Origin of the sequence: Mesobacillus sp. AQ2 (genome assembly GCF_030122805.1) — a bacterium.
GTDB classification, from domain to species: domain Bacteria; phylum Bacillota; class Bacilli; order Bacillales; family Cytobacillaceae; genus Mesobacillus; species Mesobacillus oceanisediminis_A.
In genome coordinates, this window is record NZ_CP126080.1 from 4,733,009 (window position 1) to 4,759,523 (window position 26,515).

Annotated in this window: 22 protein-coding genes; 6 read left to right on the forward strand and 16 right to left on the reverse strand. The window is 43.6% G+C overall.

The features are described from left to right. Nucleotides 1-457: 457 nt before the first annotated feature. The 6 genes from QNH36_RS23590 to QNH36_RS23615 form a co-directional block, all read right to left on the reverse strand. Entirely contained in the window at nucleotides 458-838 is a 381-nt protein-coding gene (locus QNH36_RS23590; RefSeq protein WP_283904404.1) for a peroxiredoxin family protein, read from the reverse strand. 16 nt (nucleotides 839-854) lie between these two features. Continuing rightward, complete coding sequence (locus tag QNH36_RS23595; protein ID WP_144479347.1) at nucleotides 855-1,202, reverse strand: DsrE/DsrF/DrsH-like family protein; 348 nt, start codon at nucleotides 1,200-1,202, stop codon at nucleotides 855-857. A 164-nt stretch (nucleotides 1,203-1,366) separates the two neighbouring features. Continuing rightward, on the reverse strand, nucleotides 1,367-1,864 hold the full coding sequence (locus QNH36_RS23600) for a cupin domain-containing protein (RefSeq protein ID WP_251542469.1): 498 nt from the start codon (nucleotides 1,862-1,864) through the stop codon (nucleotides 1,367-1,369). Nucleotides 1,865-1,955: 91 nt separating this feature from the next. Continuing rightward, nucleotides 1,956-2,804 (reverse strand): KPN_02809 family neutral zinc metallopeptidase, encoded by an 849-nt coding sequence (ypfJ, locus tag QNH36_RS23605; protein WP_144479351.1) that lies wholly within the window; start codon nucleotides 2,802-2,804, stop codon nucleotides 1,956-1,958. 212 nt (nucleotides 2,805-3,016) lie between these two features. After that, nucleotides 3,017-4,144 (reverse strand): NAD(P)/FAD-dependent oxidoreductase, encoded by a 1,128-nt coding sequence (locus QNH36_RS23610; RefSeq protein WP_144479353.1) that lies wholly within the window; start codon nucleotides 4,142-4,144, stop codon nucleotides 3,017-3,019. 129 nt (nucleotides 4,145-4,273) lie between these two features. Beyond that, nucleotides 4,274-4,735, reverse strand: coding sequence for a DUF2243 domain-containing protein (locus QNH36_RS23615; protein ID WP_283904405.1), 462 nt, complete (start codon nucleotides 4,733-4,735; stop codon nucleotides 4,274-4,276). A gap of 392 nt (nucleotides 4,736-5,127) precedes the next feature. Between QNH36_RS23615 and QNH36_RS23620 the strand changes: the two genes are divergently transcribed. After that, entirely contained in the window at nucleotides 5,128-6,300 is a 1,173-nt protein-coding gene (locus QNH36_RS23620) for an MFS transporter (RefSeq protein ID WP_144479357.1), read from the forward strand. Between the two features lie 52 nt (nucleotides 6,301-6,352). On the opposite strand, the gene QNH36_RS23625 is transcribed toward QNH36_RS23620, so the two are convergent. Further along, complete coding sequence (locus QNH36_RS23625) at nucleotides 6,353-7,978, reverse strand: ATP-binding protein (protein WP_283904406.1); 1,626 nt, start codon at nucleotides 7,976-7,978, stop codon at nucleotides 6,353-6,355. Nucleotides 7,979-8,160: 182 nt separating this feature from the next. Here QNH36_RS23625 and pepF point away from each other — a divergent pair, with 182 nt between their 5' ends. Beyond that, the gene (gene pepF / locus QNH36_RS23630; RefSeq protein WP_283904407.1) at nucleotides 8,161-9,978 is read left to right on the forward strand and encodes an oligoendopeptidase F; all 1,818 of its coding nucleotides are present in this window, start codon (nucleotides 8,161-8,163) and stop codon (nucleotides 9,976-9,978) included. A gap of 41 nt (nucleotides 9,979-10,019) precedes the next feature. Here the strand turns inward: pepF and QNH36_RS23635 are convergent, their stop codons facing one another. The 3 genes from QNH36_RS23635 to QNH36_RS23645 all read right to left on the reverse strand — a co-directional run bounded on the left by QNH36_RS23635 (nucleotide 10,020) and on the right by QNH36_RS23645 (nucleotide 15,637). Continuing rightward, complete coding sequence (locus QNH36_RS23635) at nucleotides 10,020-10,607, reverse strand: hypothetical protein (RefSeq protein ID WP_144479363.1); 588 nt, start codon at nucleotides 10,605-10,607, stop codon at nucleotides 10,020-10,022. A 14-nt stretch (nucleotides 10,608-10,621) separates the two neighbouring features. Then, complete coding sequence (locus tag QNH36_RS23640; RefSeq protein ID WP_144479365.1) at nucleotides 10,622-11,797, reverse strand: ParM/StbA family protein; 1,176 nt, start codon at nucleotides 11,795-11,797, stop codon at nucleotides 10,622-10,624. 756 nt (nucleotides 11,798-12,553) lie between these two features. After that, nucleotides 12,554-15,637 carry an efflux RND transporter permease subunit gene (locus QNH36_RS23645; protein ID WP_283904408.1) on the reverse strand — a complete coding sequence of 1,028 codons (3,084 nt, stop codon included), beginning with the start codon at nucleotides 15,635-15,637 and terminating at the stop codon, nucleotides 12,554-12,556. Between the two features lie 592 nt (nucleotides 15,638-16,229). Here QNH36_RS23645 and QNH36_RS23650 point away from each other — a divergent pair. Then, nucleotides 16,230-17,222, forward strand: coding sequence for a DUF3231 family protein (locus QNH36_RS23650; protein WP_283905462.1), 993 nt, complete (start codon nucleotides 16,230-16,232; stop codon nucleotides 17,220-17,222). A 43-nt stretch (nucleotides 17,223-17,265) separates the two neighbouring features. Here QNH36_RS23650 and QNH36_RS23655 read toward each other — a convergent pair whose 3' ends face one another. After that, nucleotides 17,266-17,877: a hypothetical protein gene (locus tag QNH36_RS23655; protein WP_283904409.1), complete on the reverse strand. Its 612-nt coding sequence runs from the start codon at nucleotides 17,875-17,877 to the stop codon at nucleotides 17,266-17,268. A 106-nt stretch (nucleotides 17,878-17,983) separates the two neighbouring features. Between QNH36_RS23655 and QNH36_RS23660 the strand changes: the two genes are divergently transcribed. Beyond that, nucleotides 17,984-19,210: a dicarboxylate/amino acid:cation symporter gene (locus QNH36_RS23660; RefSeq protein WP_283904410.1), complete on the forward strand. Its 1,227-nt coding sequence runs from the start codon at nucleotides 17,984-17,986 to the stop codon at nucleotides 19,208-19,210. A 62-nt stretch (nucleotides 19,211-19,272) separates the two neighbouring features. Here QNH36_RS23660 and QNH36_RS23665 read toward each other — a convergent pair whose 3' ends face one another. From QNH36_RS23665 to QNH36_RS23670, 3 genes are read right to left on the reverse strand one after another with little or no spacing between them, the layout of a single operon-like run. Further along, nucleotides 19,273-20,232: a PDR/VanB family oxidoreductase gene (locus tag QNH36_RS23665; RefSeq protein WP_283904411.1), complete on the reverse strand. Its 960-nt coding sequence runs from the start codon at nucleotides 20,230-20,232 to the stop codon at nucleotides 19,273-19,275. Nucleotides 20,233-20,248: 16 nt separating this feature from the next. Beyond that, complete coding sequence (locus tag QNH36_RS24025; RefSeq protein ID WP_481825295.1) at nucleotides 20,249-20,704, reverse strand: dimethylamine monooxygenase subunit DmmA family protein; 456 nt, start codon at nucleotides 20,702-20,704, stop codon at nucleotides 20,249-20,251. Beyond that, nucleotides 20,701-21,651: a heme-dependent oxidative N-demethylase family protein gene (locus QNH36_RS23670; protein WP_251542451.1), complete on the reverse strand. Its 951-nt coding sequence runs from the start codon at nucleotides 21,649-21,651 to the stop codon at nucleotides 20,701-20,703. The genes QNH36_RS24025 and QNH36_RS23670 overlap by 4 nt, the downstream gene beginning before the upstream one ends. Nucleotides 21,652-21,949: 298 nt before the next feature. Between QNH36_RS23670 and ahpC the strand changes: the two genes are divergently transcribed. Both ahpC and ahpF read left to right on the forward strand, forming a co-directional pair. Then, entirely contained in the window at nucleotides 21,950-22,513 is a 564-nt protein-coding gene (ahpC, locus tag QNH36_RS23675; RefSeq protein WP_144479379.1) for an alkyl hydroperoxide reductase subunit C, read from the forward strand. Nucleotides 22,514-22,526: 13 nt separating this feature from the next. Beyond that, entirely contained in the window at nucleotides 22,527-24,056 is a 1,530-nt protein-coding gene (gene ahpF, locus QNH36_RS23680) for an alkyl hydroperoxide reductase subunit F (RefSeq protein ID WP_283904412.1), read from the forward strand. A 412-nt stretch (nucleotides 24,057-24,468) separates the two neighbouring features. Here ahpF and QNH36_RS23685 read toward each other — a convergent pair whose 3' ends face one another. Together QNH36_RS23685 and QNH36_RS23690 are read right to left on the reverse strand one after the other, a co-directional pair. Continuing rightward, complete coding sequence (locus tag QNH36_RS23685) at nucleotides 24,469-24,597, reverse strand: hypothetical protein (protein ID WP_283904413.1); 129 nt, start codon at nucleotides 24,595-24,597, stop codon at nucleotides 24,469-24,471. A 105-nt stretch (nucleotides 24,598-24,702) separates the two neighbouring features. Continuing rightward, nucleotides 24,703-26,202, reverse strand: coding sequence for a malate:quinone oxidoreductase (locus QNH36_RS23690; RefSeq protein ID WP_283904414.1), 1,500 nt, complete (start codon nucleotides 26,200-26,202; stop codon nucleotides 24,703-24,705). Nucleotides 26,203-26,515: the final 313 nt, after the last annotated feature.

Here is a 26,515-nt window from a genome sequence, read left to right on the forward strand (position 1 = left end):
CCGCCTCAAACTTGTCTAAATCCAGTTGTTTTTTTGACAGCTTTTCTGCTCTGCGCCTCAAACCTGTCTAAATTCAGAGCATTTTTTGACAGCTTTTAGGCCTTGCGCCTCAAACCTGTCTAAATCCAGTTGTTTTTTTGACAGCTTTTCTGCTCTGCACCTCGAACCTGTCAGGATCCAGGGCTTTTTTTGACAGCTTTTAGGCCTTGCGCCTCACACCTGCCCAAATCCAGAGCTTTTTTTGACAGCTTTTCTGCTCTGCTCCTCGAACCTGTCAGAATCCAGGACTTTTTTTGACAGCTTTTCTGCTCTGCGCCTCAAACCTGTCTAAATCCAGAGCTTTTTTTGACAGCTTTTCTGCTCTGCGCCTCAAACCTGTCTAAATCCAGAGCTTATTTGACAGCTTTTCTGCTCTGCGCCTCAAACCTGTCTGAATTCCCCTGCATTCAGCATCATCTTAAAAATGCATGAATAAATCTGCGGATGCTGCTTCGTTTAATAGCCACTTGATTGGTACTTGTTCGGCGGGGTAGATAAACTCGAAATTGTCTTTCACATCGAGATCCACGACATACAGTTGGGCTCCCATTTCGACGGCGATTCCAAGGAGGTCATGGACGGATGCCACACCAAAGTCATTCAATGCGTTTGATAGATACTCCAAATCCTCGGACGGGACTGATATATACCGTTTATCGAGGATATTCACTCCTTTGCGGGAAAATGCAAGGATGACATCCGCACCTGAGGAGGCAGCCCCGACCGCTACATTCAGGGGAGGGTACGCCGACTCCAGTTCATCATGCATGGCCATCACAACTATCTTCTTCTTCTCCATCAGGCCTTCACCTCCATCAGTAACTTAGCACCGCATCTGCCTGGTAAGCGGCTTCTAAAAAAGTTGCAACACCTGACAACTCTGCTCCTTCAACAAGTTCCAGCCCATCAGCGATCAGCACATTCATCTGGCAGCCAAAGAACTTGATTCCCAAATCCATCGCCTGCTTCATCTGTTTTTGCAAATCGATATTGTGGGTTCTTTCCATGATCTTCAGATATCGTTTATCCAGCACCCTGGCGCCGTCCAAATCAAAGAAAATCGCTACCTCATTGTCTTCCTCTGCTTTTTTCAGGGCTTTTTTCAAAACATAAGGAACATTTGAGCTCAATGAAACGAAATAAACAAATTTCTTTTTGGCCATCGGCGACCCTTCTTTCGTTAGTTTGCTACAACTATTTATTTTGTCCAAACGACGATTTAACATGAACAGTTCACACTATTATTATATACCCAATATGGTATATTTAGAAGCAAAAAAAACAGACAGCCCTGGGTTACAATTCCCTGCTGCCTGTCCACCTTTCCTTATTTTACCCATTTTTGAAGAAGTGGTCCTGATTCCCCATATACCGGATCCGTTTCCGGCACGGGTACGTTTTTAATTTGGGAGAGAGCCTGCGCCCGTGTGCCAGGGTCTTCTGTTTTCAAATCCGGCTTCCTTCCGTTGGGATAGGCACCCACGACTGCAAAATCCTGGCTGCTGTCAATCTTCTTGTGGCCAGTCCCAGCCGGGAGGACAACTACATCTCCGGCTTTCAGCTCAAGACGTTCTCCGCTGTCCCCGCCGATTTGCACGGTTGCGCTGCCTGCTTTCACGCCTAACACCTCATGGGTGTTGGTATGATAGTGGTGGTAATCGTAAATATCACCCGTCCAGGTTCCTGTCCAGTTATGCTGCTCGAATTGTTCCTCCATGCTTAAGTTGCCGTCAAAAACACCCTGGTAGACAATGACCGGCAATGTCGGATTGTTTGGAATATCACCTGTGTCCTGTGCAAAAAACGATTGTATTTGTGTTCCCATTGTGGAATCTGCTCCTTTCTTTTAAAAGGTTAAAAGTTAAGTGCCACCCACAATGATGGCATCGGCCAAAAAGGCCTCTGCTTATCTCTACCTAAAATCCTCGTGTGTTAAACGTGTCTCCCTGTTCAAGGTTGCCTGCTTTATAACCTTTGTAGAACCAGCTCTTTCTTTGTTCGGATGTACCGTGTGTGAAGCTTTCCGGAACGACATAGCCCTGTGACCGTTTCTGGATGGTGTCATCCCCGACGGCACTTGCTGCATTCAGTGCTTCCTCAAGGTCGCCTTCTTCAACCACACCCATCCCCTGGGCATGGTGCGCCCATACGCCTGCCAAATAATCGGCCTGCAGTTCAAAACGCACTTGATATTTATTGAATTCCGTCTGATCCAGCTTGCCGCGAAGTGAATTCAGTTTATCGGATGTTCCCAATAATGTTTGCACATGGTGGCCGACCTCATGGGCAATGACATATGCCATCGCGAAATCACCAGGCGCCTGGAATTTAGTCTGTAGTTCATCATAAAAGCTCAGGTCGATATACAGCTTCTGATCACCCGGACAGTAAAACGGCCCTACCTGTGAACCCGCCATTCCGCAGGCTGACTGAACACTCCCGGAATACAGCACGAGAGTAGGCTCCTGATATTCCATTCCTTGTTCCCTGAATACATCGGACCACACTTCCTCTGTATCGGCCAGGACGACTGAAACGAATTGGGCAAGCTCCTCTTCCTCTGCTGTTTGCTGGTAAGGAGCGGGCGACTGGTTACCGCCATTCGTCATATTGTTGAGGACATCACCCATATCGCCCCCTCCGAGGAAGGTCATGACTACCAGTAGGATGATCCCGCCAATGCCGCCGCCCATGAGCATGCCTCCGCCGCCTCTACCCCTTCTATCTTCTACATTGCTGCTCGCTCTTCTGCCTTTCCATTCCATGTTGATGGTTCCTCCCTGCTTTATAAAAAACAATGATTGGACATGCTAATTGATTTCCTTAGTGTTATACCCGCTATGAGGCGATTTATTTGCGTTTCCAGGAATATTTTTTGCAGCAGCAATGGTTCCCAGAAAATCAAAGAATAACCTGCAGGGGTAACTTAAAAAAATTAAAGCAGTTCACCCAAAAGTGAACTGCTTCCCGTCATTGCCTAGGAAATATCCATGACTATTGCTTCTGATAGATCGTACAAGGCAAGATCAATATCCAATTTTCTGCCTGATGCAAGTTGGGCAAGCTGGTACCCAAGATATGGACCGACTGTCAGGCCTGAGGACCCGAGTCCATTTGCCACGAACAGATTCTCGAACCCTGGAACCTGCCCAATGATCGGGAGGAAGTTTGGAGCGACAGGGCGGAAGCCTACTTTCGTTTCAATAAAAGTCCCATCTGCCAGGCCAGGTGCTGCCTCCAAGCCTTTATCAAGTATTTCATGCATACCGCCCAGGGTCGGCCGCCGATCATATCCCATATCGTTTTCATGTGTGGCGCCAATCACTACTTTTCCGGCATCGAAAGCCACGATATATTGATTATTCGGCGGCATCACAACAGGCCAGTCTCCCGTTTTCTTGTTTTCGAGTTGCAGATGGACGATTTGGGCTTTTTGAGGAGTGATTTTCAGCTCCATCCCAAGCGGCCTTAACAGCTCAGGCGCCCATGCACCTGCTGTGATGATCAACTTATCCGCTACATATCTCGTTCCGCTGACAATGGCCCCTGTTACCTTGCCGTTGGAAAAATCAAGGTCCGCACTTCCTTCTATCCACCTGGCACCGTGTTTTTGTGCAGACGCTAATAATGCCTGCCGAAGCAGACGCCCATTCACACGTGCAGCCCCGCTTACATGGACAGAAGAAAACGCCTCGGATAGCGGCGGGAACAACGCTCTTGTTTCCTCCGTACCAAGCTGCTGGATATTTCCTATATCAGGTGCTTCCCCCCTTCTTTGTATCGCTCTTTCTTCCATTTTGACTAATTTCTCTGAAACGGTATGGAGGCTTATAGCACCTGTTCGCTTATAGCCGGTTTCATGTTCACCATCTTGTTCTAGCTGTTCTATCAGCGATTTATAATAGGCAGCCCCATTTTTCGCTAGGAAATACCACGCCTTGTTTCGCCGCTGGCTCAGCCACGGACAGATGATCCCGGCAGCAGCGTCTGTTGCCTGCCCCGGCTCTCCTCGATCAATGATTGTCACACTCTTTCCGGCCTTCGCTAAATGATAAGCAGTAGAGGCACCCAGAATTCCTGCCCCGATGACTACATATTTTTCCATCCAAACACCTTTTTCTGTAAAAGTTTCCTGTTTACCATTCTACAGAAATTCCGTTACAGACTCAAAAGGCTTATGTCAATTGAACTCAAAGGTATGTACAGAGGGATCGTTCTGTACATGATTTATACCTCATTCAACCTTGCCATTGGCAGTACGTTTTCTTCGAATTGCCTCTCCGGCGATCACCAGCAACAATCCTATCGCCAGGAAGGAAATATCATAAAATAGAGCGTTTGGATCGCCTGGTTTTACACGATGGATTTTTAAAAGGTGATGGTTTATCAAACCCTCAACCAAATTGAAAATGCCTGCTCCGGTTAAAAATCCGCCAACAAGCCGGTTAACCCCCCGTGATACCTCTGACGGTCTGCCTGCCAGCCACAAGAGGATCCCTCCTATGACCAGAGCGACTGTCACACCAAAATGGAAGATTCCATCACTTGCTATCTGCCCAGGCCTGGTTGTATCCGTTACAACGCTATGCCACTGGAGCAATTGGTGAAAAATAATGCCGTCCATCGCCCCCATAAACCCAAAGCCAAGAATAAAACTGCCTATTCCAAGGAAATTTTTTTTCGTTTTTGGGCTCATTGCAAAACTCCTCTCGGGATATATTTCAACTTTTGATTTATTTATCCAAACTGACCGGCAACTAACCTTTTATCAGGATGAAAAAGGTTTTGATAATGAAAAAGTTTTTAAGACTCTCTTTTCGCTATACCCCCACGGTTTCTGATATAATTTTCTTTATCGTTAAAAGTTATCGTTAAAGGCTGTTTTCGTAAAGATTGTTGTTAAAATCCTAAAGCCGATTTTAACGTGGTAAAAAGCCATTTGCAGTTCGGAATTAAGTGTGCAGGCTCTTTTCTCATCATTAGCTTTAATTTTGTGGACAAAAACAGGTCATTCAATCCCAATTATGTTGCCAAAAGCAACATAGTTTGAGAAAAGAGCTTAGTTAAAATAATGGAGTGAAAACGAAAATGAATACAAAAAAGGCTCTGCCTATTTTATTTTTAGTCATGTTCCTAGTGATGGTCGGATTTGGGATCATCATTCCAGTCATCCCTTTCTATGCGGAGGAAATCGGGGCGACACCCACACAACTTGGGCTGTTAATGGCCGTTTACTCGCTGATGCAGTTTTTATTCGCGCCAATGTGGGGACGCATTTCAGACCGGATTGGCAGGAAGCCGGTCATCATGATTGGTATTCTTGGATTGTCTCTATCCTTTTTCCTGATGGCCATATCAACCCAGCTTTGGATGCTATTTACGGCACGGATTATCGGCGGTTTTCTGTCATCGGCCAATATGCCGACGGTAATGGCCTATGTCGCGGACATCACCTCTGAAGAGGACCGCGGAAAAGGGATGGGAATCATCGGTGCTGCTGTTGGACTGGGCTTCATCTTTGGTCCAGCGATCGGCGGTGTATTTTCCAAAACAAGTTTGAGTACACCATTTTACATTGCTGGTGCCACTTCACTTATCACGTTCTTAGTTGTCACCTTTGTATTAAAAGAGTCCCTTTCTGCGGATCAGCGCAATAGTGAGGAACGGGAGCGCACTTCATTAATGAAAGCTTTCACTGGACCTTTGTCCATGTTGTTTTTGCTTCAGTTGTTCGTTTCCCTTTCGCTATCGGGACTTGAGGCAACTTTTGCCTATTTCGCTGCGGAAAAAGCAGAACTCGGCTCAGTTGAATTGGGCTATATTTTCATGATCATGGGACTTGCCGGTGCTGTTGTGCAAGGCGGATTAGTCGGCAGATTGACGAAGACACTAGGCGAAGGAAAGGTCATACAGCTCGGCATTGTCATTTCTGCAATAGGTTTTGGATTGATTCTCCTGACTGAAGGTTTTGGCACAGCCGCATTATTCCTGACCATTTTCGGAATCGGCAACGGATTGATCCGGCCAAGTGTATCTTCCTTACTGACAAAAAAGTCGACGACTGGTCATGGCGGAACAACTGGGCTGCTCTCATCCTTTGACTCCCTCGGCAGGATTATCGGGCCTCCTCTAGGAGGATGGCTGTTCTCGATTGCTATTGGGTTGCCGTATATTTCAGGGATTGTACTCTCAATTATTGCTCTGATGCTATATCAATTCTATCAAGCACGGACAAAAACATCCCATTCGATAAATCAATAAATGTAAAGAGGAGGATGGCATATTGCCATCCTCCTCCTCTTATATAGAGTTCTTAATCCGTTAAGGGAAGTTTTATTTCAACCAAAGTCCCTTTGTTTAGCTTACTTTGATAGGAAATCGTCCCACTATGCTGTTTAATGATTTTATGGCAAATCATCAATCCTAGACCTGTTCCTTTCTCCTTCAATGAATAAAACGGTTCTCCTAAACGAGGGAGTAATTCTTCTGGAATTCCGCTGCCTTCATCCTGAATGGAAATAATGCATTCACCATCCAGGCCCTTTTGCAGCTTTATATCAATATTTCCTCCCTTAGGCATGGCTTCCATAGCGTTTTTTAAAATATTCAGGAAAACCTGTTTAATCTGGTTTTTCTCGCAGGTTATGAAAAAATCTGTCCCCAGATAACTTCGGCTAATTTGGATATTCTTCATATTCGCCTGTGGGGATAAGAATTCGACCGTATGATCGATCAAATCACATAGATTGGCCCGGTTGAGCTGGATAGCCTGAGGTTTTCCTAAAGAAAGCATTTCACTGGTTATTGTCTCAATTCTTTCTAATTCACTTAGAAGCAAGTTGTTAATTTCATTTAATTCATCTTCTTTTCCATATAGCTGGATAAACCCCTTTATTGTTGTAAGAGGATTACGTATTTCATGTGCTACTCCTGCTGCCAGTTCTCCTACAATCGATAGCTTTTCAGATTGCAAAAGAATCTCCTCCGCTTTTTTCCGTTCAGAAATATCCCGGCTTATTATTACAATGTGCTCAATCACCCGCTCATCACTCATTACCGGCATCCAGCGGGACTCAAAATCCATCCATTTTCCTCTTTTATCTTGAAAGCGAAACTCTAATGGCATCGATTCTTTATTTTTCATAATCTTTGTGATTGTTTCTCTGAAAGTCACAACGTCATCTGGATGAATTAACTTACATATCTCAATCTTTTCAAGCTCTGCTGCCTTGTATCCCAACACCATCTCATGAGAGGGTGAAAAATAAGTTATGACATGCTCTTTGTCCATTACCATGATGAGGTCTGATGTATTCTCCGCTATGAGGCGGTATTTTGATTCACTTTCCTCCAGCGTCTGCTCCATCCTCTTTCGTTCCTTAATAATCCTGTATAACTTTTCATATGACTCGATCAAGATTCCTCCAATAAGAACTCCTATTGACACAAACAATAAGTATTGGAAGTGAAATATTGGATTGTCTCTTATTATGTTGAAAACAATCGGTACAGTAATTATATAAGTGACAATGTAAGAAAACAGTAAAATCATAACTCTCTTGACTGGTTTAAAATGGGTAGTTGCTTTGTGAATAACGACCAGAATGGCCATCACCACTAACCAGCCAACTATTGCCGGAAACCAGTTTACAGAGACCATTAACCTTGATGCCAACGCCATGCTGCCGGTAATAATTCCTGCAGCAGGCCCAAGATACGCGAAGACCAAAATGATGACGGCATACCGAATATCATATGAGTAACCTTCATCCTGGAAAGATAACATTACAAGTACAGAGGAAACAATACCCCCGTATAATCCTACCCAGAGCCACAGTTGTTTTAATGGCTTATGATTCAGGTAAGAGCGAATGACTAAAGGAGTACTGACCATTAAAGAAAGCATTGAGAGATTAATTATGTAGTCTATTAAAATCAACTGGCTCCCACCTATTGTAAATTTCCGAATTTACTAATTATCATAAACCAGAGATTCAACCTTTTCCATAACATTTTAATACTAGCAGTTCAGTATTATTTTTAAATTTTTAAAATAGTTAAATTATAATTTAATTATTTCGGTTTTCGTAGTAATATGAAAGGATAAAGGAGGAGATATCCATGAATAAAACTGTTGAAAAACGTCTTGCCCGCTCAGAAGTTCATGAATCACTGACCTGGAATCTTAATGATTTATATCCATCTGACAAAGAGTGGGAGGATGCACTGAAAGAGATCGAGGCTGATGTTAAAAAATTCGATAGCTTCAGAGGAACCTTACATACAGGGCCGAAAGCTTTACTGGAATGCCTTACTGCCCAGGAAGAGTTAACAAAGAAATTGGTAAAGGTTCGAACATACGCAAGCCTGAAGCAATCCGCTGACGGCACTGACCCGGTGAACCAGGCAAATTCAGCAAAGGTTGGGGCCGTTGGCACAAAGGCGATGGCTGCACTATCCTTTATTTCATCTGAAATCCTTGAGTTTGATGAAGGCAAAGCAGAAGAGTTCATCGAGGCTGAGGAAGGACTCCAGCCTTTCAAAAAGACGCTTCTTGAGCTTCTGGAAACGAAAAAGCATAAACTATCGCCTGAAACAGAAGAAGTCCTTGCTGCTTTAGGAGAAGTCCATTCAGCACCTTACAACATATACAATATGGCCAAACTAGCGGATATGGAATTTTCGTCTATTAGGGACGAACAAGATAACGATTTGCCAGTTTCATTTGCGCTGTTCGAGAGCCGGTATGAATTTTCGCCGGATACTTATGTCCGCAGAAAAGCCTATGATTCATTTGTTTCAACCCTCAAACAATATAAAAATACCATCGCCGCCACCTATGCCACCGAGGTAAAAAAACAGGTGACCCTTGCAAAGCTGAGGAAATATGAATCCGTTACCGATATGCTTTTGGAGCCACAGCAGGTAACAAAGGAAATGTATAATAACCAAATTGATATCATCTACAAGGAACTGGCCCCGCATATGCGCCGTTTTGCTCAGTTAAAGAAGAAGGTGCTGGGCCTGGATAAAATGATGTTCTGTGACTTGAAGGCTCCATTTGATCCGGATTTTGATCCTCAAATCACTTATGATGAGGCACGACAGCTGATTACCGATTCATTGAAGGTAATGGGAGCGGATTATACAGCAATGGTTGAAAAGGGCTTTGAAGACAGATGGGTAGACCTTGCTGATAATGTTGGAAAATCAACAGGTGCATTTTGCTCAAGTCCTTATGGATCACACCCATATATCCTGATCACATGGGCGGACAATATGCGCGGCTGCTTCACGCTGGCACATGAATTCGGCCATGCGGGCCATTTTTACCTGGCCAATAAAAATCAGCGCATCATGAATGTGCGTCCATCCATGTATTTCATTGAAGCACCATCGACAATGAATGAAATGCTTTTAGCCCAATATCTTCTTGATAAAAATAAGGAAAACCCGCAGATGATTCGCTGGGTGGTCTTGCAGCTGCTGGGAACTTATTATCATAATTTCGTGACCCACCTGCTGGAGGCTGAGTTCCAGCGCCGTGTTTACGCGCATGCTGAAGCTGGGAATGCACTTACGGCAAAAACACTTACTGAAATGAAAACAGATGTCCTGACTGGCTTCTGGGGCGATACAGTCGAAATCGACGAAGGGGCGGGTCTCACCTGGATGCGCCAGCCACATTACTATATGGGCTTTTATCCATACACCTACTCTGCCGGCCTGACTGCATCGACCGCCGTTTCCCAGTTGATCCAGGAGGAAGGGCAGCCGGCTGTTGACCGCTGGCTTGAGGTGCTCCGTGCAGGCGGAACCATGAAGCCGCTGGAATTGCTGAAGCATGCCGGCATCGATATGTCGACTCCGGAACCTGTACGCAAGGCTGTCGGTTATGTTGGATCACTGATCGACCAATTGGAAGCATCCTATCAGTAAAACTAAGAAACCCCATGGAGGTCCATGGGGTTTCTTCATGCTCACTTATTCATTTTGGCAAGGAAATCTCCTAACAGGTCATCCAGATCTTCTTCTGTCTCTTCCTGGTCCGGTGTTTCAGTTTGTTGGGCTGATTCCCATTCAAATGAATCCAAATCATCGTCCAAGTCGTCGATTTCAGCACCAGAGGCCGTTTCCTGTGTTACCGGTGATTCCTCTTCTAATGCTGTCGGGTGCATGTTCATATCCTTTTCCTGCAGGTAAAGAGCCTCATCTATTTCAGTAGACTTGCTGTTCAATGAGGCCAGCAGTGCGGTTGCCCTCAAGGGATCCGTCAACAGATGATAGACGATATTGCCCAGCAAAGCTTCTGAATGCTCATGCTTGATCCAATCCCGCTGCGATTTGCTGAGACTCCGAGGGAGAGGGATTGTAATCGTTTCGCGTTCCCTTGAATAAGAATTCCCCACACCTTTGACGACAAATTCGGCAATCTTGCTCGAAAAGTTCCTTCGCTCTGTTTCCTTTAAGTTCTGGAGATGCCTTAAGATATGGTCTGGTGTATCAGAGGGAACACGAAATGACAATGCTTGTCCTCTCTTAATCTCATTTGGGTTGGTTTTTTTCATAGGATCACCTTATTTTAGCTTTTAACAGGTTCAGAAGCGGCTTTGCTGCTCTTCTCTGATTTTTTCACAAAGTCCATGATGAGCTTATAATAAGCGTTCGCCATCATCCAGATGCTTTCTTTTTCATCCTCGAAAAATTCAATGTTATAGCCATCAAGATTATTGTTCAATGTTTTGATATATTCTTTTAAAACTGTTGCTCCTCCGCCAACAAAATAGCAGATTTCAGTCTGGGAATTCTTTGCCCACACATTGCGAAGCAGGCGGTATTGCTTTTTAGCCAGTTCAAGCAGGATACGGTCTGTGATGTCATGAACGCTTGTACGGCTTCCTTTGACCATGATATGGTTCCGGTCATTCTTGCGCGTGATGATCTCTACAACGTCCGTACGGCTGTCTAACTCGACGCCATGCTTGCTGCGGATTTCTTCCCTGATTTGTTCGAGTGCTTCAGACACACCAAGGTTGAAGCCCTGTGCCTTGTCATCATCGACATTGCGATTCTTGATGACAGCGATATCTGTTGATAATCCGCCGATATCCTGGATCAGGATTCTTCTATCAATCAAGTCCTTATTGATGATTTTCAGGCTATTATCCATTACTAGATTGATATATGCTGCGAAGCCTTCAGGATAAACCTTCACTTCATCGAATTTGATATTTACTTTCAGTCCCTGGTATTTCGGGGTAACAAGGAATTCAACCTGGTGAACGGATCCTACCAGCTTGGAACGGTAGCCAGCATCTTTTCCTTCCTTGACCTCGCGAAGCGGAAGGCCGGTACCAAGCGTATAATTCGCATCAATGACATTCTTGCTTTTCGGGAAAAGCTTGGCATTGTCTTCATTGACAGCATCCAATGCTAGAGTAGCGAAAAGCATAATCAAGGTCTGATCTTCCTCCGACTTGCTGCTGCCAGGATCAAGTTCGGTAGCATTGTCACTTTTAGTAGCCAGGTTTCCGACACGATAGATTGCGTTATTTTCTTTCAGGGCAGGGGAGTGGACACGAATATGGATTCCATCAAGCGGATCCTTCGCATCAAGCTCCTCGATGCCGATTACAGGACGGTCTTCAGTGTCCCTTGCCACGATGTTAGGGATATTCAGTTCGTTATCAAATTCTCCAAAAATAGCTTTAATAGAATCGTTACCAACATCAACTGCTGCAATTCTGGATTTCGTCATTCTTATCATTCCTTTTCATTTATGTATACTTACCTACTATTCTAAAGGTAAAGGGAAATAATAGATACTGCAAGATATACGGGTAAAAAGAAATGTAATTGTAAACATGTAAACGAGATGTAAACCTGACGAGTATTGTATACATAATTGTACACAACGAATACAAATCTGTATACATGCCTATATATCAGTATGTATACGAGTTTGTATACGTGTAAACATAATTGTACACCCATTGTTTACAAAACGTATACATGTATACATATTTGTACACATTAAAATATTTACCTTATTTTACCTTTTAACAGACCTATCAGAGCCCCCTCCCCTCCCCTGCCGTTGAAAAGATTTTAAAAGATTTGAATTTTAATGAATGAATTTGATTGGTAAGAGTTGAAGATGAAAGAGTCATTGGAGGCAAATAACACAACGGACATGGAAAAGGTTCCAGGAAGTAAATAACCGCACCATAAAAGTATGCATGTATAACAGTGCCAATTTTTAAAAAGGCTTCAATATGCAGATGAGTAATATGAATCCACCACACCTACCCAAGAGACTTGAAAAAGGAAGTTGAAAAAAGCAGGGAATTGTCGGAACATGGAGAAAGAGGAAGGAAGAAAGAAAGAAATAACAGGTGTATTTCCGCATTTTTCCATAAAAAGAAGTAATGGTTACCTTCTGATCACCCACTATCAATGATAAAAGGTAAAAAAGTCCCCTGTGGACGACTGGTCATCCGCAGGGGCTATTGTATTAATCCTCTTGTATTTCTCGTCGATTTTTCTTAAAAATTTTCGACAGAACTTCATAAACAATTGGCACAACAATCAGTGTTAACAGTGTCGAGCTTGTTAAACCGCCTATTACAGTAATGGCAAGGCCTTTTGAAATCAAGCCTCCGCCTCCTGAGCCCATGGCCAATGGAATCAGGGCACCAACAGTGGCTATTGCTGTCATAAGGATTGGACGTAAACGCGTTGCTCCTGCCTCAAGAACGGCTTCACGCATCGTCATTCCATCACGTTCCATGTGGATGATCCGGTCTACGAGTACGATTGCATTCGTTACAACAATACCAATCAGCATCAAGAGACCCATCATGACTGAAACAGAAATCGTTTCATCTGCAATCAACAATCCAACAAACGATCCGACAACCGCAAATGGGAGCGAGAACAGAATGGCGAATGGTGCTACACCTTCACGGAAGGTTACAACCAGGATGAAGTAAACAATCGCGATAGCAGCAAGCATTGCAGCACCTAGCTGTGTAAATGTTTCGGTCATGTCCGCCTGTACGCCTGCAACACCAACTTCTACACCCTTTGGCATATCTAAAGCATCGATTGCCTCTTGGGTTTCAGCAGATGCTTTTGAAATATCATCATCTGTAACCGTTCCTGAAACGGATGCATAGTACTGCCCTTTACTGCGGGCGAGTGTATTCATCGTTGTACCTTTTTCAACGGTTACCAGTTCTGATAATGGCATCGTTGTTCCCATGGCTGTTGGGACTTCTGTATCCAGGATATCATCAACTGACTCAGGCTGCTTTTCCTGCTCCTGCTGGACGATGACATCTAGTGATTCACCATCTTTTTCAATCGTCGTCAATGTATCTTTAGTTTTGTTTGGGTTTAACATCATGACAATTTGTCCGGCTGTTAAACCATATTGCAGCAATTCGTCCTGTTCGACTTTAAATGTGTATTCCACGTATGCTTCCTCTGCACTGGAACTTACATCTTCCAAGCCTTTAATACCTTTCATCTCACCCTCAGCCATTTTCACAGCATCAGTAAGTTTGTTTAGATCTTCACTGTAGAATGTGTAGCTGATTTCGTTCTCCGGCATCGACATGCCGCCGAAATTCTGGCTCTTCCACTCGCCGCTTTGTCCAATTTTGAATACATACTCTTCAATTTCTTTCTTGACGTCTGGGAAATTTTCCATATCAGGATCAAAAATCAGGTACATCAAGCCTCCGCCTGATCCCCCGCCCATCATTGCCGACATCTGGTCAGCTTCATCGCTAATCGATACTTGAACGATGTCAATATCATCACGTTTGAGCATCTTTTCTTCGACTTCAGCGATACTCTCGATTGTTTCTTCTTTAAGTTCGCCTGCTGCAGGAGTATAAGTAAGGTACATAACCTTATCTTCCTCGCTGCCCATGAAGCTAAAGCCAATAATCGGTGTGAGGGCAAGGCTTCCAGCTAAAAGTACAACAGCAATAAGGGAAGTGATGATTTTATGGTTAAGCGACTTGTTCAAGACGCCTTTATACCAGCTTGCCAGTTTGCCAACTTCTTTGTGGCTGCTTTCTGTTTTTTCACCATAAAGTTTCTTTTTGAACAAGAAGTGTGACAAGGCCGGAACGATTGTAATGGCAACAATCAATGAAGCACCAAGGGCAAAAGTCATTGTCAATGCAAATGGCGCGAATAATTCGCCTACCATGCCGCCTACAAAAATCAGCGGTGCAAAAACAGCAACCGTTACAAGTGTAGATGATAAAATTGGCTTGAACATTTCAATGGTTGCTTCACGTACTAATGCACGGCCTGTTAATTTTTCTTCCTTCAAGTGGAGGCGTCGGTATATATTTTCCACAACGACGATCGAGTCATCTATTACACGCCCAATGGCAACCGTAATCGCGCCAAGTGTCATGATATTAAGCGTGATTTCCATCCAATTCAACAGCAGCAATGCCATAAAAATCGAAACTGGAATTGACACAATTGATATAATCGTAGACTTGAAGTCTCGTAAAAACAGCAGAATAACCAGGACCGCAATCAATCCGCCAAATAAAGCTTTTTCAATCATTGTTGTTACAGATTCTTCAATTGGCTTACCCTGGTCCAGTGATACATCAATGGATAGGCCATCAATTTTATCCTGTTCTTCTTTTATTAAATCCTTTATCTCATTCACAACATCAACTGTGTTTGCTTGCTGTTCCTTGACAATCTGGATGGCAATCGCATCATTGCCGTTTGTACGGGAAATGGACTGCACCTTGCCTACCAGCTCAATCTCAGCAATATCACTAAGCTTTACAAAAGGTGATGGATTTGATTCTGATGGAGTTACCGGAATCAGCATGTTCTTCAGTTGTTCAGTTGTGGTGAACTTGCCATCAACAGCAACTGCCTGCTCGCCTTCCTTAAATTCAAAAAGCCCCAGCGATACGCCTAAATTGCTGGCCTGAATCATTTCCTTCACTTTGTCTTCCGTCAAACCGAACTGAGCCATTTTCGCTTCATTATACGCAAGATTCACTTCTTCGATATGCTGTCCTGTTATCGTTTCGGAAGCCACACCATCGATTTTATCGATCTTCGGAAGCAGGATATCCTCGACTGTTGATGTAAGCTCAACAATATCCTCTTTCGTGCTGCTGACACTCAGTGCAGCGATCGGCATCATGTTCATGCTGATGGCCGTAATGGTTGGCTCCTGTGCACCTTCCGGAAGCTGAACCGTATCCAATGCCGACTGTAAAGCCCGCTTGGCTTCATCCATATCAATGCCATATTCATACTCAACCTGGATACTGGACATATTGGAATATGAATTGGAATAGACGTACTTTACATCTTCCAGTCCTTCCACCGCTTTTTCAATCGGGATGGACACATCATCCATTACCTTCTCAGGAGTGGCTCCGGGATAAACATCCATGACCATTAAATACGGGATGGAGATATTCGGAATCGTCTCCATGTTCATCCGCGTACCTGAATAAATTCCTGAGACTGTAATGATGATCGTAAGCAGCCAAACCGCCAGTTTATTTCCAAGCACAAAATTGACCAGATTTTTCACTATTGCACCTACCTTAATTAATCATTTACACACATTATAATGTTAATGACTGACCGGTCATTTGTCAATTCTGTATGCACATTAAAAGACCCACTCAACATGGAAAGTGGGTCTTTGGTATTATTCATCATCTATTTCGCCATCACCAATCTCATCTTCTTCTTCCACATCTTCCAGCTGTTCATCATCTTCAGGAGGAGCATCGTTGCCACACCCTGTAATAGAGAACATTGAAATCGCTAATAATAGCAGGCTCTTTTCTCAAACTTTGTTGCTATCGACTACTAAATTGGATTGAATGACCTAGTTTTCTTTATAAAATTCAGGCTTATTATGAGAAAAGAGCTTGCACACTTAAAAACGAACTGCAAAATTGCTTATAGCACGTTAAAATCGGCTTTAAGATTTTAACAACAATCTTTACGAAAACAGCCTAATAGCATAACCAGATACTTTCTCATGAAAAAAACCTCCTTTTGAAAAAGTATGTCCTGGAATACGGGGATTCTCTTTAACGGGGATAAAAATTACTGATAATTTGTAATAAATATCTAAAAAAGACAAACAATATCGGGAAAGGAGTGTATCATTGATGCGAGAAATAAGTGTGGGTTTAACCTCAACAGAAATATCGAATATATGGTCATCTTACTTAAAAAGCAGTATGGAACTTCGTTTTTTTCAATATTTTTATAGGACAGCTGATGATTTGGAACTGAAAAAGATTTTAGAAAAAATGGTCGTTTTCTCTGAGAAAAGCCTGAACGACCTGAAAAACATTTTTCTAAAAGAGAATCTCACTATACCGCTAGGATTTACGGAAAAAGACGTCAGACTCGACGTTGAAAAGTTTTTTTCTGATACTTTTATATTATATATTTGCCATGATATTACCATGCTTTCACTGACTACCTATCCGAGCGCTTTTCCGGATTGCACACGCAATGATACAAGGGATTATTTTCAAGGGGCCATAGAATTCACCATCAGTATTCAAAATGAAATTACAGACCTGATGCTGCAGCAGGGGATTTTTCTGAAATCTCCCCAGGTAGCGATGGACCATACCATTGATCTGGTGGATGAAATGAAATATCTGAACGGCCTATTTGGGCATTCCAGGCCTTTAAATGCACCTGAAATTGCAAACCTCTCAAGAATTCTCCATCGGGCGCACTTTTCAAAAATGGTTCTATTATCCTTTAGTAAGCTCGCCAGCCATAAGGAAGTAAAACAACATTTAAGCAAAGGAGTTGATGCGCTCAATAAAGTGCTGGATACGCTTGAGGATACATTTAATAAAGAAAATATTCCTTATTCAGCTTCTGGTGATTTCAACTTTTTTGAAGTGAATCATTCACCCTTTTCAGATAAACTGATGCTGTTTTTCGTTAATACATGCCTCGGAATGTTCTGCTTCATTATGATCAATCAGGCTTTAACCTCAAGTTTACGGTCAGATATTGTAACCAAATTCACTCTGATCTCAGCTCAAATGAAAAAATTTTACGGAAAAGGCCTGTTGCTCATGATTACCGAAAAATGGCTCGAACAGCCTCCTCAGGTTTTCAACCGAAAGTCATAAAAAGGATTCCTACTGAGTAATCCAGTAGGAATCCTTTATTTAATTATTCCTTTGTTACCAGGTAGGCTTTGTACTCTGCTTTGCCTGCTTCTTCTACGTATACTGCCAGTACCCAGTCTCCGTTAGGAAGAGTGCTACCATTTAGTACAGTGCCATCCCATAGGTATTCGTGGTATGGAACCGGGGCATTCGTGAAAGAGCCAATTGTGTCTACAAAGTCACCAATGGTGCCATTTGGATTGAACACATAAAGATCATATTCTAATACTTCTGCCCCGCCCGGAAGATAGGCACCTACATAATACCCGTCTTCAGCTTTATCCATGTATGCACCTGTTACACGAGGGTAATCCGGCTCTCCGATGAAAAGGATCGTTGGCACGTCAAATGTCTCAGACCCATCAGAGACTTTAATGGTTCCTTCATAATATCCTGGGTCCAGTTTTGAAGTATCAACCTGGACATTGAAGTTCACTTGCTGAGACTTGCCTGCATTCACTTTCAGGTTGTTGCTTGTCATTACCTTAATGCCAGCTGGATTTCCGGCAAACTCTACATCAAAGCTATAGGTCTTGCTTTTTCCTGAAAGGTTTTTGATTTCAAAGCTATTCTTTTCAACTTGCTTGCCGCTTCTGGACACTCTTTCCAATTTCACTATTGTCTGTTTCAGTTAACAGGTGTAGTTTATAATTAAGTGCATTTTCTTCATTCTTATAGGGGTTATAAGAAAAACAATTTCACAAAAAGAGGCGGTACATAAAGTGAATCTATGGAATTCATACAAAAATTCATCATTTATTTTAAAAATGACCATCGGCTTTGTTCTGGGGATATTAGCTGGTGTTCTGCTGGGGGCTGATGCGGAGTTCTTGAAGCCATTTGGCACGCTGTTGATCAAGCTTCTTAGTCTTATTGCTACTCCAGTAGTGTTCTTGACGGTTGTGCTGGCAGTCAATCAAATGAACCCTGCACAGCTTGGCAGGACCGGAGGTAAATTGATCCTGTATTATGGGGCAACAACTGCTGCGGCTGTGTTGATTGGTCTGGGTCTTGCGTTATGGATCAATCCCGGGGAATCCTTGACACTCCCGAATACGACCGTAGAGAAACCTGCGACACCATCCATTTCTGATGTCATTTTCAGCATCGTCCCTGATAATTTCTTTTCAGCTTTCACAACCGGGAACTTGATGGCGATTCTGTTTCTGGGGATCATCATCGGCTTCACGATTTCAGGAATGAGGTTTTCCGGTGAGGAGAAAACCCAGCAATACGGGGTACAGCTGCAAACTTTCCTTGAGGCAGCCAATGAGCTGTTCTTCAGGATTTTGAAGGGAATCCTTCTTTACGCACCGATCGGTATTTTTGCCATCAGCGCATCCACTTTTGGCACACAAGGGTGGGATACATTAACGTCACTACTGGAATTTACAGCGGTTTTTTATATTGGAATCATCATCCTCTGGGTTTTCGTGTACAGCGGGACTCTTAAACTGTTCAAGATCCCGGTCAGGAGCTTTTTCGCGAATACGAAGGATGCATACACAACGGCTTTCTTCACTTCGAGCAGCATCGCTTCCCTTCCAGTAGCCATCGAAAGTGCGAAAAAGGCTGGAATTTCCGAGAAGATGGTGAACTTCAGTTTGCCGCTTGGCGCTGTGTTCAACTCTGATGGCGGAGCACTAAGAATGGGTGCATCGATTGTTTTTGCCGCCAATGTCACTGGTGCCAATTTCTCGCTGATTGATTTCGTTACCATCATTCTTGTTGGTACATTGCTTTCCATCGGAACAGCAGGCATTCCTGCCGCAGGGCTTGTCACCCTGTCAGTGGTACTGACGATGTTCGACCTGCCGCTTGAAGTCGTCGCACTGATCGCTGGCGTCGATGCGATCATCGGCATGGCCGGGACGGCTTCCAATGTCGTCGGGGACGTCGTAGGAGCCGCTGTAGTTGACCAATCTGAAAAGAAAGCAGAATTAGCTTGATACTAGCAAGAATCATAACAAGTAGAAAACCGCATCTGGAATAAGGTGCGGTTTTCTAGTTTCTATAAATCTAATACTAAATGCCCTTCCCCCCGGGAAACACAGCATAGCATCGACTGATTTGTACGTTGTTGTTCTTCAGTGAGGAAGGAATCGAAATGGGCGACTTCCCCCTCCGCTACTTTCACTTCGCATGTCCCACAGCCGCCAACCTTGCAGGAAAAAGGCAGATTGATTCCATTTTCACGGATCACATCCAGCAATGAACGATCCTTTGGAATTTCCAGCTGCATTCCGCTATTTTGCAGAGTCACGGTAAATGGCCTGGCTTCTCTATTCTCGGGTGGAGCAAATCGCTCGAAATGAATATTGAAAGAAGGATATCCATAGCTTTTTGCCGTTTCGGTGAATTCTTCAATCATGTTTTCAGGCCCGCAAAAATATACATGGGTCCCAATCCGGTGATCTTGAAGAGAAGCTGGAGATAATCTATTAGAATTCTCATCCTCTGAAAAATAAAAATAGCATTCCTCTGGATAACGTTCCCTTAACGTATTGTAAAAAGCGCATTGTTCCTTTGTTTTCGCTCCATAATGCAGCTCGAAAGATTGGTTCTTTTCGGCGAGTTCAGCCATCATTGATAAAAAAGGCGTGATCCCAATGCCGGCTGCATAAAAAACATGGTGTTTAGCTTGAAAACTCATTGGAAAATGGTTTTTCAGATAACTGATCTTAACAATATCCCCTTCAATGACACTATGATGCCAGTAAGCGGAGCCGCCATTTGAAGGCTCGGCCAGACGTACGGCGATCTCCATGACACCTGGCTCTGAAAGGTTAAAAACTGAATAATGTCTTTCCATTATGCCTGAAGGCTGCGGCAAATAAGTGATTATATGGGAGCCGCCGCCAAAGAGCGGGAGCTTGACGCCGTTCACTGCTTCCAGGGTGAACCTTTTAATGGTTTCCGTTTCCATTTTTATAGATTTCACTCGTACTTGTATTGTATTGCCCTGCTGCAATCTCAGTCCCCCTGTCTCATTTGATCGTTACATATCCCAAGTAAGCATCCAAACGGCGGGAATAATGATCCGAAACCTCGAGTTCCTGCCCACAGAGCCTGCATATGACAATCTGGTTTTCCCAGGCTTCATTCTCGCCATGACAAGTACAGCATATTAATTTTTTCGGTAAAAAAACCTTTGTTGCAGTCTGTATTTTCTGTTCGGAAAAACCTGTTTCAAATGCCAGCTCCTTTACCATTTTCACAAATTCCGCCGAACCGGATATGTATAGGTAGGTCCCCATTTTTTGCGTGCAGAACCAGGTTTTCAGCATGGGTTCCTGTCCCTCAGCGAAAATATGAAAATCAAAAGGGATTTTTTCAGACAATGCCTGTTGTAAAAGGTCGTAAAAATCCCCGGCACCCCCCGAATCCGTACAAAACAAGAATTTTCTTTTCCCACTCACTATTTTAAAGCTGCTTTCACTCATCTCTTTTTCAGTTCCACCTCCAGATATTCAAGGACCGAGTTCCGGTACAAGGAAATACCTTTATATTCTGCGATGAATTCAGGAAGTTCCTTCAAGATTGCCGAAAATTGCTTTAGCCATGGGGTATGCTGGATGAGTGATTCAAGGGGCAGCATATGTGTATGGATGGTAAATAAAATCCCATTGCTTTTTGGCAGCCGGAAAAGTTTCTGTACTTCTACCCGCAAGTGGACCAGTTCACCTGCATTTTCTTTTGTCACATTTTTTCGGGCCTTGCCCCATTCAGCGAATGTTTCAAGCGAGGTATCCAGCCGGTCCCCTGCCATAAGTGACCAATTTTTCCTCCACCATGGACTGCCTGCCTCGATTCTCATTAAAAACTGGAGAATGCGCTCATCAAGTGATCCATACTTGAACCCGGGAATTGGCGTATGGATTTCTTTGAACGACATTCCAGCATCAAAATACAACGACCAATTGGCTGGAAAGCAGAGCTGACCTGCATCCAGAAATAAATCCCCGTCCCGCTGCATCATCAGGATCAAATCTTCCTGCACATGCCGGCCGACAAAATCCAGCGGTTCAACGTCCAGTGTTGCCTGATTTCCAAATATGAAGGAATGATTCTCACCTGTTAACTGGTTAGTGAAAATCCAATGGTCATTGTTTGCAACAAGCTGGTAGTTCTCAGGATAGAAACTGGCCAGCTGGTGCAGGATTAAATCCAACACTTCCCACTGGGCATCCAATGTATGTGGCATGGAGTGGTAACAGCGTTTGGGGTGATTTATCAGCAATTCTCTCTTCAGCTTGATGTCCTCTAAATAAGATTTTGTCACTTCGATGGCAATTGGTGGATTTAATGGTACCGCATTGTTAGAATATCTATATACATCCTGTTCACCAAAAGGATAAGGAAAAGGGTGCTTATTCTCAATAGAGACCATCTAATTCCTCCTTTTCAGAATTTTTCATCTACTTATTACTATACAGAAGTTCAATGAGGAATTCATTACACAAGGAAAAGTTGGACAAGCTAATCTAGTGCAATGCTGTATAAATCTATCTTTTTTTTGAAATAATTATTAAGAACTAAAAACCGGTGTTTATCACTTGACACTTAATAAGTTTTATATAATAATCGTTACTGTATTAGAATTATTCTAGTTTACCGAATAGTTAACTGAATTCATTCAGGAAAACTATTTCAAAAATAATTCAACCATTTTAAGGAGGAAATTAATCATGGCATTAATCGGTACTCAAGTTTTACCATTCACAGCAAACGCATTCCACAACGGAGAATTCATCACTGTTTCTGAAGAAAACTTCAAAGGCAAGTGGAGCGTAGTTGTATTCTACCCAGCAGACTTCACTTTCGTATGCCCTACAGAGCTTGAAGACATGCAAAACGAATATGCTACATTAAAAGAAATGGGAGCAGAAGTATATTCTGTATCAACTGATACACACTTCACTCACAAAGCATGGCACGACCACTCTGAAGCAATCAGCAAAATCGAGTACATCATGATTGGCGATCCATCTCAAAGACTTACTCGCAACTTCGATGTATTGAATGAAGAAGATGGTCTTGCAGAGCGCGGAACTTTCATCATCGATCCAGACGGCGTTATCCAGACTGTTGAAATCAACGCAGGCGGAATCGGCCGTGACGCTAGCCAGGTAGTAAACAAGCTGAAAGCAGCTCAATATGTACGCAACAACCCAGGCGAAGTTTGCCCTGCTAAATGGAAAGAAGGCGGCGAAACTCTTAAGCCAAGCCTTGATCTTGTAGGAAAGATTTAAGGGGAACACTCCCATGTTATTAGATGCAGAAATTAAGGCACAATTAGCCCAATATCTTCAAATGATGGAGGGCGATGTGCTGCTTAAAGTTAGCGCAGGATCGGATGATGTATCACGAGACATGCTGGCTTTAGTCGATGAATTGGCAACAATGTCATCCCATATTAAAGTGGAGCATGCCGAATTAAATAGAACACCTAGCTTTAGTGTCAACCGTGTCGGTGAAGACACTGGAGTGACTTTTGCGGGCATTCCTTTAGGACATGAATTCACTTCATTAGTCCTTGCCCTGCTCCAGGTCAGCGGCAGAGCGCCAAAAGTTGATCAGAAAGTCATTGACCAAATTAAAGCGATCAAGGACGAATATCGTTTTGAGACATATGTCAGCCTTAGCTGCCACAATTGCCCTGATGTAGTACAAGCCTTGAACGTGATGAGCACTTTGAATCCTGGCATTTCACATACCATGATTGATGGTGCAGCGTACAAGGAAGAAGTTGAAAGCAAGGATATCATGGCCGTACCAACGGTATTCCTGAATGGCGAGCCATTCGGAAGCGGACGTATGTCCCTTGAGGAGATTCTTGCAAAATTGGGTTCTGGTCCAGATGCTTCCGAATTGGCGGACAAAGATCCTTATGATGTCCTTGTTGTTGGCGGCGGACCAGCTGGTTCAAGTGCAGCCATCTATGCAGCGCGAAAAGGCATCCGTACAGGGATCGTTGCTGAGCGCTTCGGTGGCCAGGTAATGGATACTTTAGGCATCGAGAACTTCATCAGTGTCAAGCACACTGAAGGCCCTAAGCTTGTTGCCAGCCTTGAAGAGCATGTGAAAGAGTATGGCGTCGATATCATGAACCTTCAGCGTGCCACACGCCTGGAGAAAAAAGACCTTATCGAGCTGGAACTTGAAAATGGTGCAGTCCTGAAGAGTAAAACTGTCATCATTTCGACTGGTGCCCGCTGGCGCAATGTCAACGTACCAGGAGAAGCTGAATTCAAGAACAAAGGCGTTGCCTACTGCCCTCACTGTGATGGACCATTGTTCGAAGGAAAAGATGTAGCTGTCATCGGCGGAGGAAACTCTGGCGTTGAAGCAGCAATCGACCTTGCAGGTATCGTAAAGCATGTAACAGTGATCGAGTTCAATCCTGAACTCAAAGCTGATGCTGTTCTACAAGATCGCGTGCACAGCCTTCCAAACGTCACAGTAGTGACAAACGCACAAACAAGCGAAATTACCGGAACTGACAAAGTGAACGGTATTACGTACATTGACCGTGCATCAGGCGAAGAACACCATGTTGAATTACAAGGGGTATTCGTACAAATCGGTCTCGTACCAAACACAGAATGGCTCGGTGACACGCTTGAACGCACTCGCTTCGGTGAGATTGTCGTAGACAAGCAAGGTGCCACAGACCTGCCTGGCGTTTTCGCTGCTGGCGATTGCACGGACAGTGCATACAAACAAATCATCATTTCAATGGGATCAGGTGCAACCGCAGCATTAGGTGCGTTTGATTACTTGATTCGTAACTAATAGGAAGCCGCTTTACTGCCTGGATTGATGGCAGTGGAGCGGTTTTTTTGTGGGCTGACAGGTTTTCTTGACAGCTTTACGCTCGCCACCCGCAAACCTGTCAAGATAACGACGGATTCTTGACAACTTTACGCTCGCCACCCGCAAACCTGTCTAAATAACGAGGGTTTCTTGACAGCTTTACGCTCTCCATCTCCGAACCTGTCAAAATAACGAGGGTTTCTTGACAACTTTACGATCTTCACCCGCAAACCTGTCAAAATAACGAGGGTTTCTTGACAACTTTACGATCTTCACCCGCAAACCTGTCAAAATAACGACCGTTTCTTGACAGCTTTACTCTCTTCACCCGCAAACCTGTCAAGATTACGACGGATTCTTGACAGCTTTACTCTCTTCACCCGCAAACCTGTCAAGATAACGACGGATTCTTGACAGCTTTCCGCTCATCAACTGCAAACCTGTCAAAATAACGACGCTTTCTTGACAACTTTCCGCCCATCACCCACAAACCTGTCAAAATAACGAACGCATATCCCAATTATCCCCCCTCCCAGGCAAATGCCTGATTAATCTCTAACCAACAAAAAAACCTCCAATCCCACCCTGGATTGAAGGTTTTGATTTATTATCCATTTAAAATAAATCAGCTGTAAACTCGCTCTTTATCGCTCAATCCCAGCGTTTGTGCTGTGGATTCATGGATTTCATGGAATAGTTCGGGATTGGCCGCTAAAGATACTCCATACGAAGGGACCATTTCCTTAATTTTATCTTTCCATTCGAACATTTTTTCTGGGAAGCATTTTTCCAGCACTTCAAGCATGACGTTTACAGCAGTTGATGCTCCAGGGGATGCTCCCAGTAATGCAGCAACAGAGCCATCCGAAGCACTTACGACCTCTGTGCCGAATTGTAGTGTGCCTTTGCCGGAATCTGTGTCTTTGATGACTTGTACACGTTGTCCCGCGACTACGACTCCCCAGTCCTCGTTCTTGGCATTCGGAATGAATTCGCGCAGTTCTTCCATGCGCTTTTCATGGGAAAGCATCACTTGTTCAATCAGGTATTTCGTCAAAGCCATCTCCTTCATTCCTGCAGCAAGCATAGTCATGACGTTATTCGGTTTTACAGAAGCAATCAAATCCAAATTAGATCCTGTCTTAAGGAATTTAGGCGAGAAGCCTGCAAAAGGTCCAAACAGCAAGGACTTTTTGTTATCGATGAATCTTGTGTCCAGGTGCGGCACAGACATCGGTGGTGCTCCCACCTTCGCTTTTCCGTAAACCTTTGCGTGGTGCCGCTGGACAACTTCAGGGTTGTTGCAAACCAAGAATAAGCCGCTCACAGGGAATCCGCCAATCTGCTTTGATTCAGGAATGCCTGTTTTTTGCAGCAATGGCAGGCTTCCTCCACCGCCTCCGATGAAGACGAACTTGGTTTTATGGAGTTCCTCTTTGCCGCTATCAAGGTTTTTCACCTTGACTTCCCATGTCCCATCGCTGGCACGTTTGATATCTTTCACACTATGCTTATAGTTAATCTCGACATTCTGGCTCTCCAAATGCTCAAATAACATCCGCGTCAAGGCGCCAAAGTTAACATCTGTTCCCGAGTCAATTTTGGTTGCTGCAATCGGGTCATTAGATGTGCGGCCATCCATGACTAAAGGAATCCACTCCTTGAGCTTCTCTGGGTCCTCTGAGTACTCCATTCCCTCAAACATCGGAATAGCTGAAAGCGCTTTAAATCGATTTTTCAAGAAGGTAACATTTTTCTCGCCTTCTACCAGACTCATATGTGGCAGCGGCCTGATGAAATCCTGGGGATTGCGAATTAAATTGCTCTTTACAAGATAAGACCAAAATTGTCTTGAAAGCTGAAATTGTTCATTTACATTGATGGCCTTAGTTATATCGATCGATCCATCAGGTTTTTCAGGTGTATAGTTCAACTCACAAAGGGCTGCATGTCCAGTACCCGCGTTATTCCACTCATTGGAGCTCTCTTCACCTGCTGAAGGAAGTTTTTCGAAAACTTTGATTTCCCACTCTGGTGCTAACTCTTTCAGTAATGACCCCAACGTCGCACTCATGACTCCGGCACCAATTAAGATAACGTCTGTAGCTTTCTGTACGTTGCTCATTTTATCCTTCCTTGTCCCATATATTTGAGTAGGCGCGTCGGATTGGGACACACCTTCTGCCTTTGTTAAAACCGTAACATAATCTATTATAATGATTTGAGGATTAAAATTTCTACTATTTACTGATAATTATAAACTATTTTGCCACTGTAAAAAAGTGTGAAGTCTTCCCAACGGTTTTATTGGCAGCTAAAGCCCGATAAATCCCCGATTACACAAAGGGAATTTTAAGAGCCTATATTGAAATAACAGAACTATAGTTAGAGCTCCAAAAAGCATAAGGGTATAGATTACAGCGATTACTTGGTCAGGA

Bases quoted from the DNA above. Each gene is read 5' to 3' on its own strand.
- QNH36_RS23650 (WP_283905462.1), top strand. From the start codon at position 16,230: ATGCGAGAAATAAGTGTGGGTTTAACCTCAACAGAAATATCGAATATA.
- QNH36_RS23610 (WP_144479353.1), bottom strand. From the start codon at position 4,144: ATGGAAAAATATGTAGTCATCGGGGCAGGAATTCTGGGTGCCTCTACT.
- QNH36_RS23615 (WP_283904405.1), bottom strand. From the start codon at position 4,735: ATGAGCCCAAAAACGAAAAAAAATTTCCTTGGAATAGGCAGTTTTATT.
- ahpC (WP_144479379.1), top strand. From the start codon at position 21,950: ATGGCATTAATCGGTACTCAAGTTTTACCATTCACAGCAAACGCATTC.
- ahpF (WP_283904412.1), top strand. From the start codon at position 22,527: ATGTTATTAGATGCAGAAATTAAGGCACAATTAGCCCAATATCTTCAA.
- QNH36_RS23590 (WP_283904404.1), bottom strand. From the start codon at position 838: ATGGAGAAGAAGAAGATAGTTGTGATGGCCATGCATGATGAACTGGAG.
- ypfJ (WP_144479351.1), bottom strand. From the start codon at position 2,804: ATGGAATGGAAAGGCAGAAGAGCGAGCAGCAATGTAGAAGATAGAAGG.
- QNH36_RS23640 (WP_144479365.1), bottom strand. From the start codon at position 11,797: ATGACGAAATCCAGAATTGCAGCAGTTGATGTTGGTAACGATTCTATT.
- QNH36_RS24025 (WP_481825295.1), bottom strand. From the start codon at position 20,704: ATGAGTGAAAGCAGCTTTAAAATAGTGAGTGGGAAAAGAAAATTCTTG.
- QNH36_RS23635 (WP_144479363.1), bottom strand. From the start codon at position 10,607: ATGAAAAAAACCAACCCAAATGAGATTAAGAGAGGACAAGCATTGTCA.
- QNH36_RS23620 (WP_144479357.1), top strand. From the start codon at position 5,128: ATGAATACAAAAAAGGCTCTGCCTATTTTATTTTTAGTCATGTTCCTA.
- pepF (WP_283904407.1), top strand. From the start codon at position 8,161: ATGAATAAAACTGTTGAAAAACGTCTTGCCCGCTCAGAAGTTCATGAA.
- QNH36_RS23595 (WP_144479347.1), bottom strand. From the start codon at position 1,202: ATGGCCAAAAAGAAATTTGTTTATTTCGTTTCATTGAGCTCAAATGTT.
- QNH36_RS23690 (WP_283904414.1), bottom strand. From the start codon at position 26,202: ATGAGCAACGTACAGAAAGCTACAGACGTTATCTTAATTGGTGCCGGA.
- QNH36_RS23670 (WP_251542451.1), bottom strand. From the start codon at position 21,651: ATGGTCTCTATTGAGAATAAGCACCCTTTTCCTTATCCTTTTGGTGAA.
- QNH36_RS23600 (WP_251542469.1), bottom strand. From the start codon at position 1,864: ATGGGAACACAAATACAATCGTTTTTTGCACAGGACACAGGTGATATT.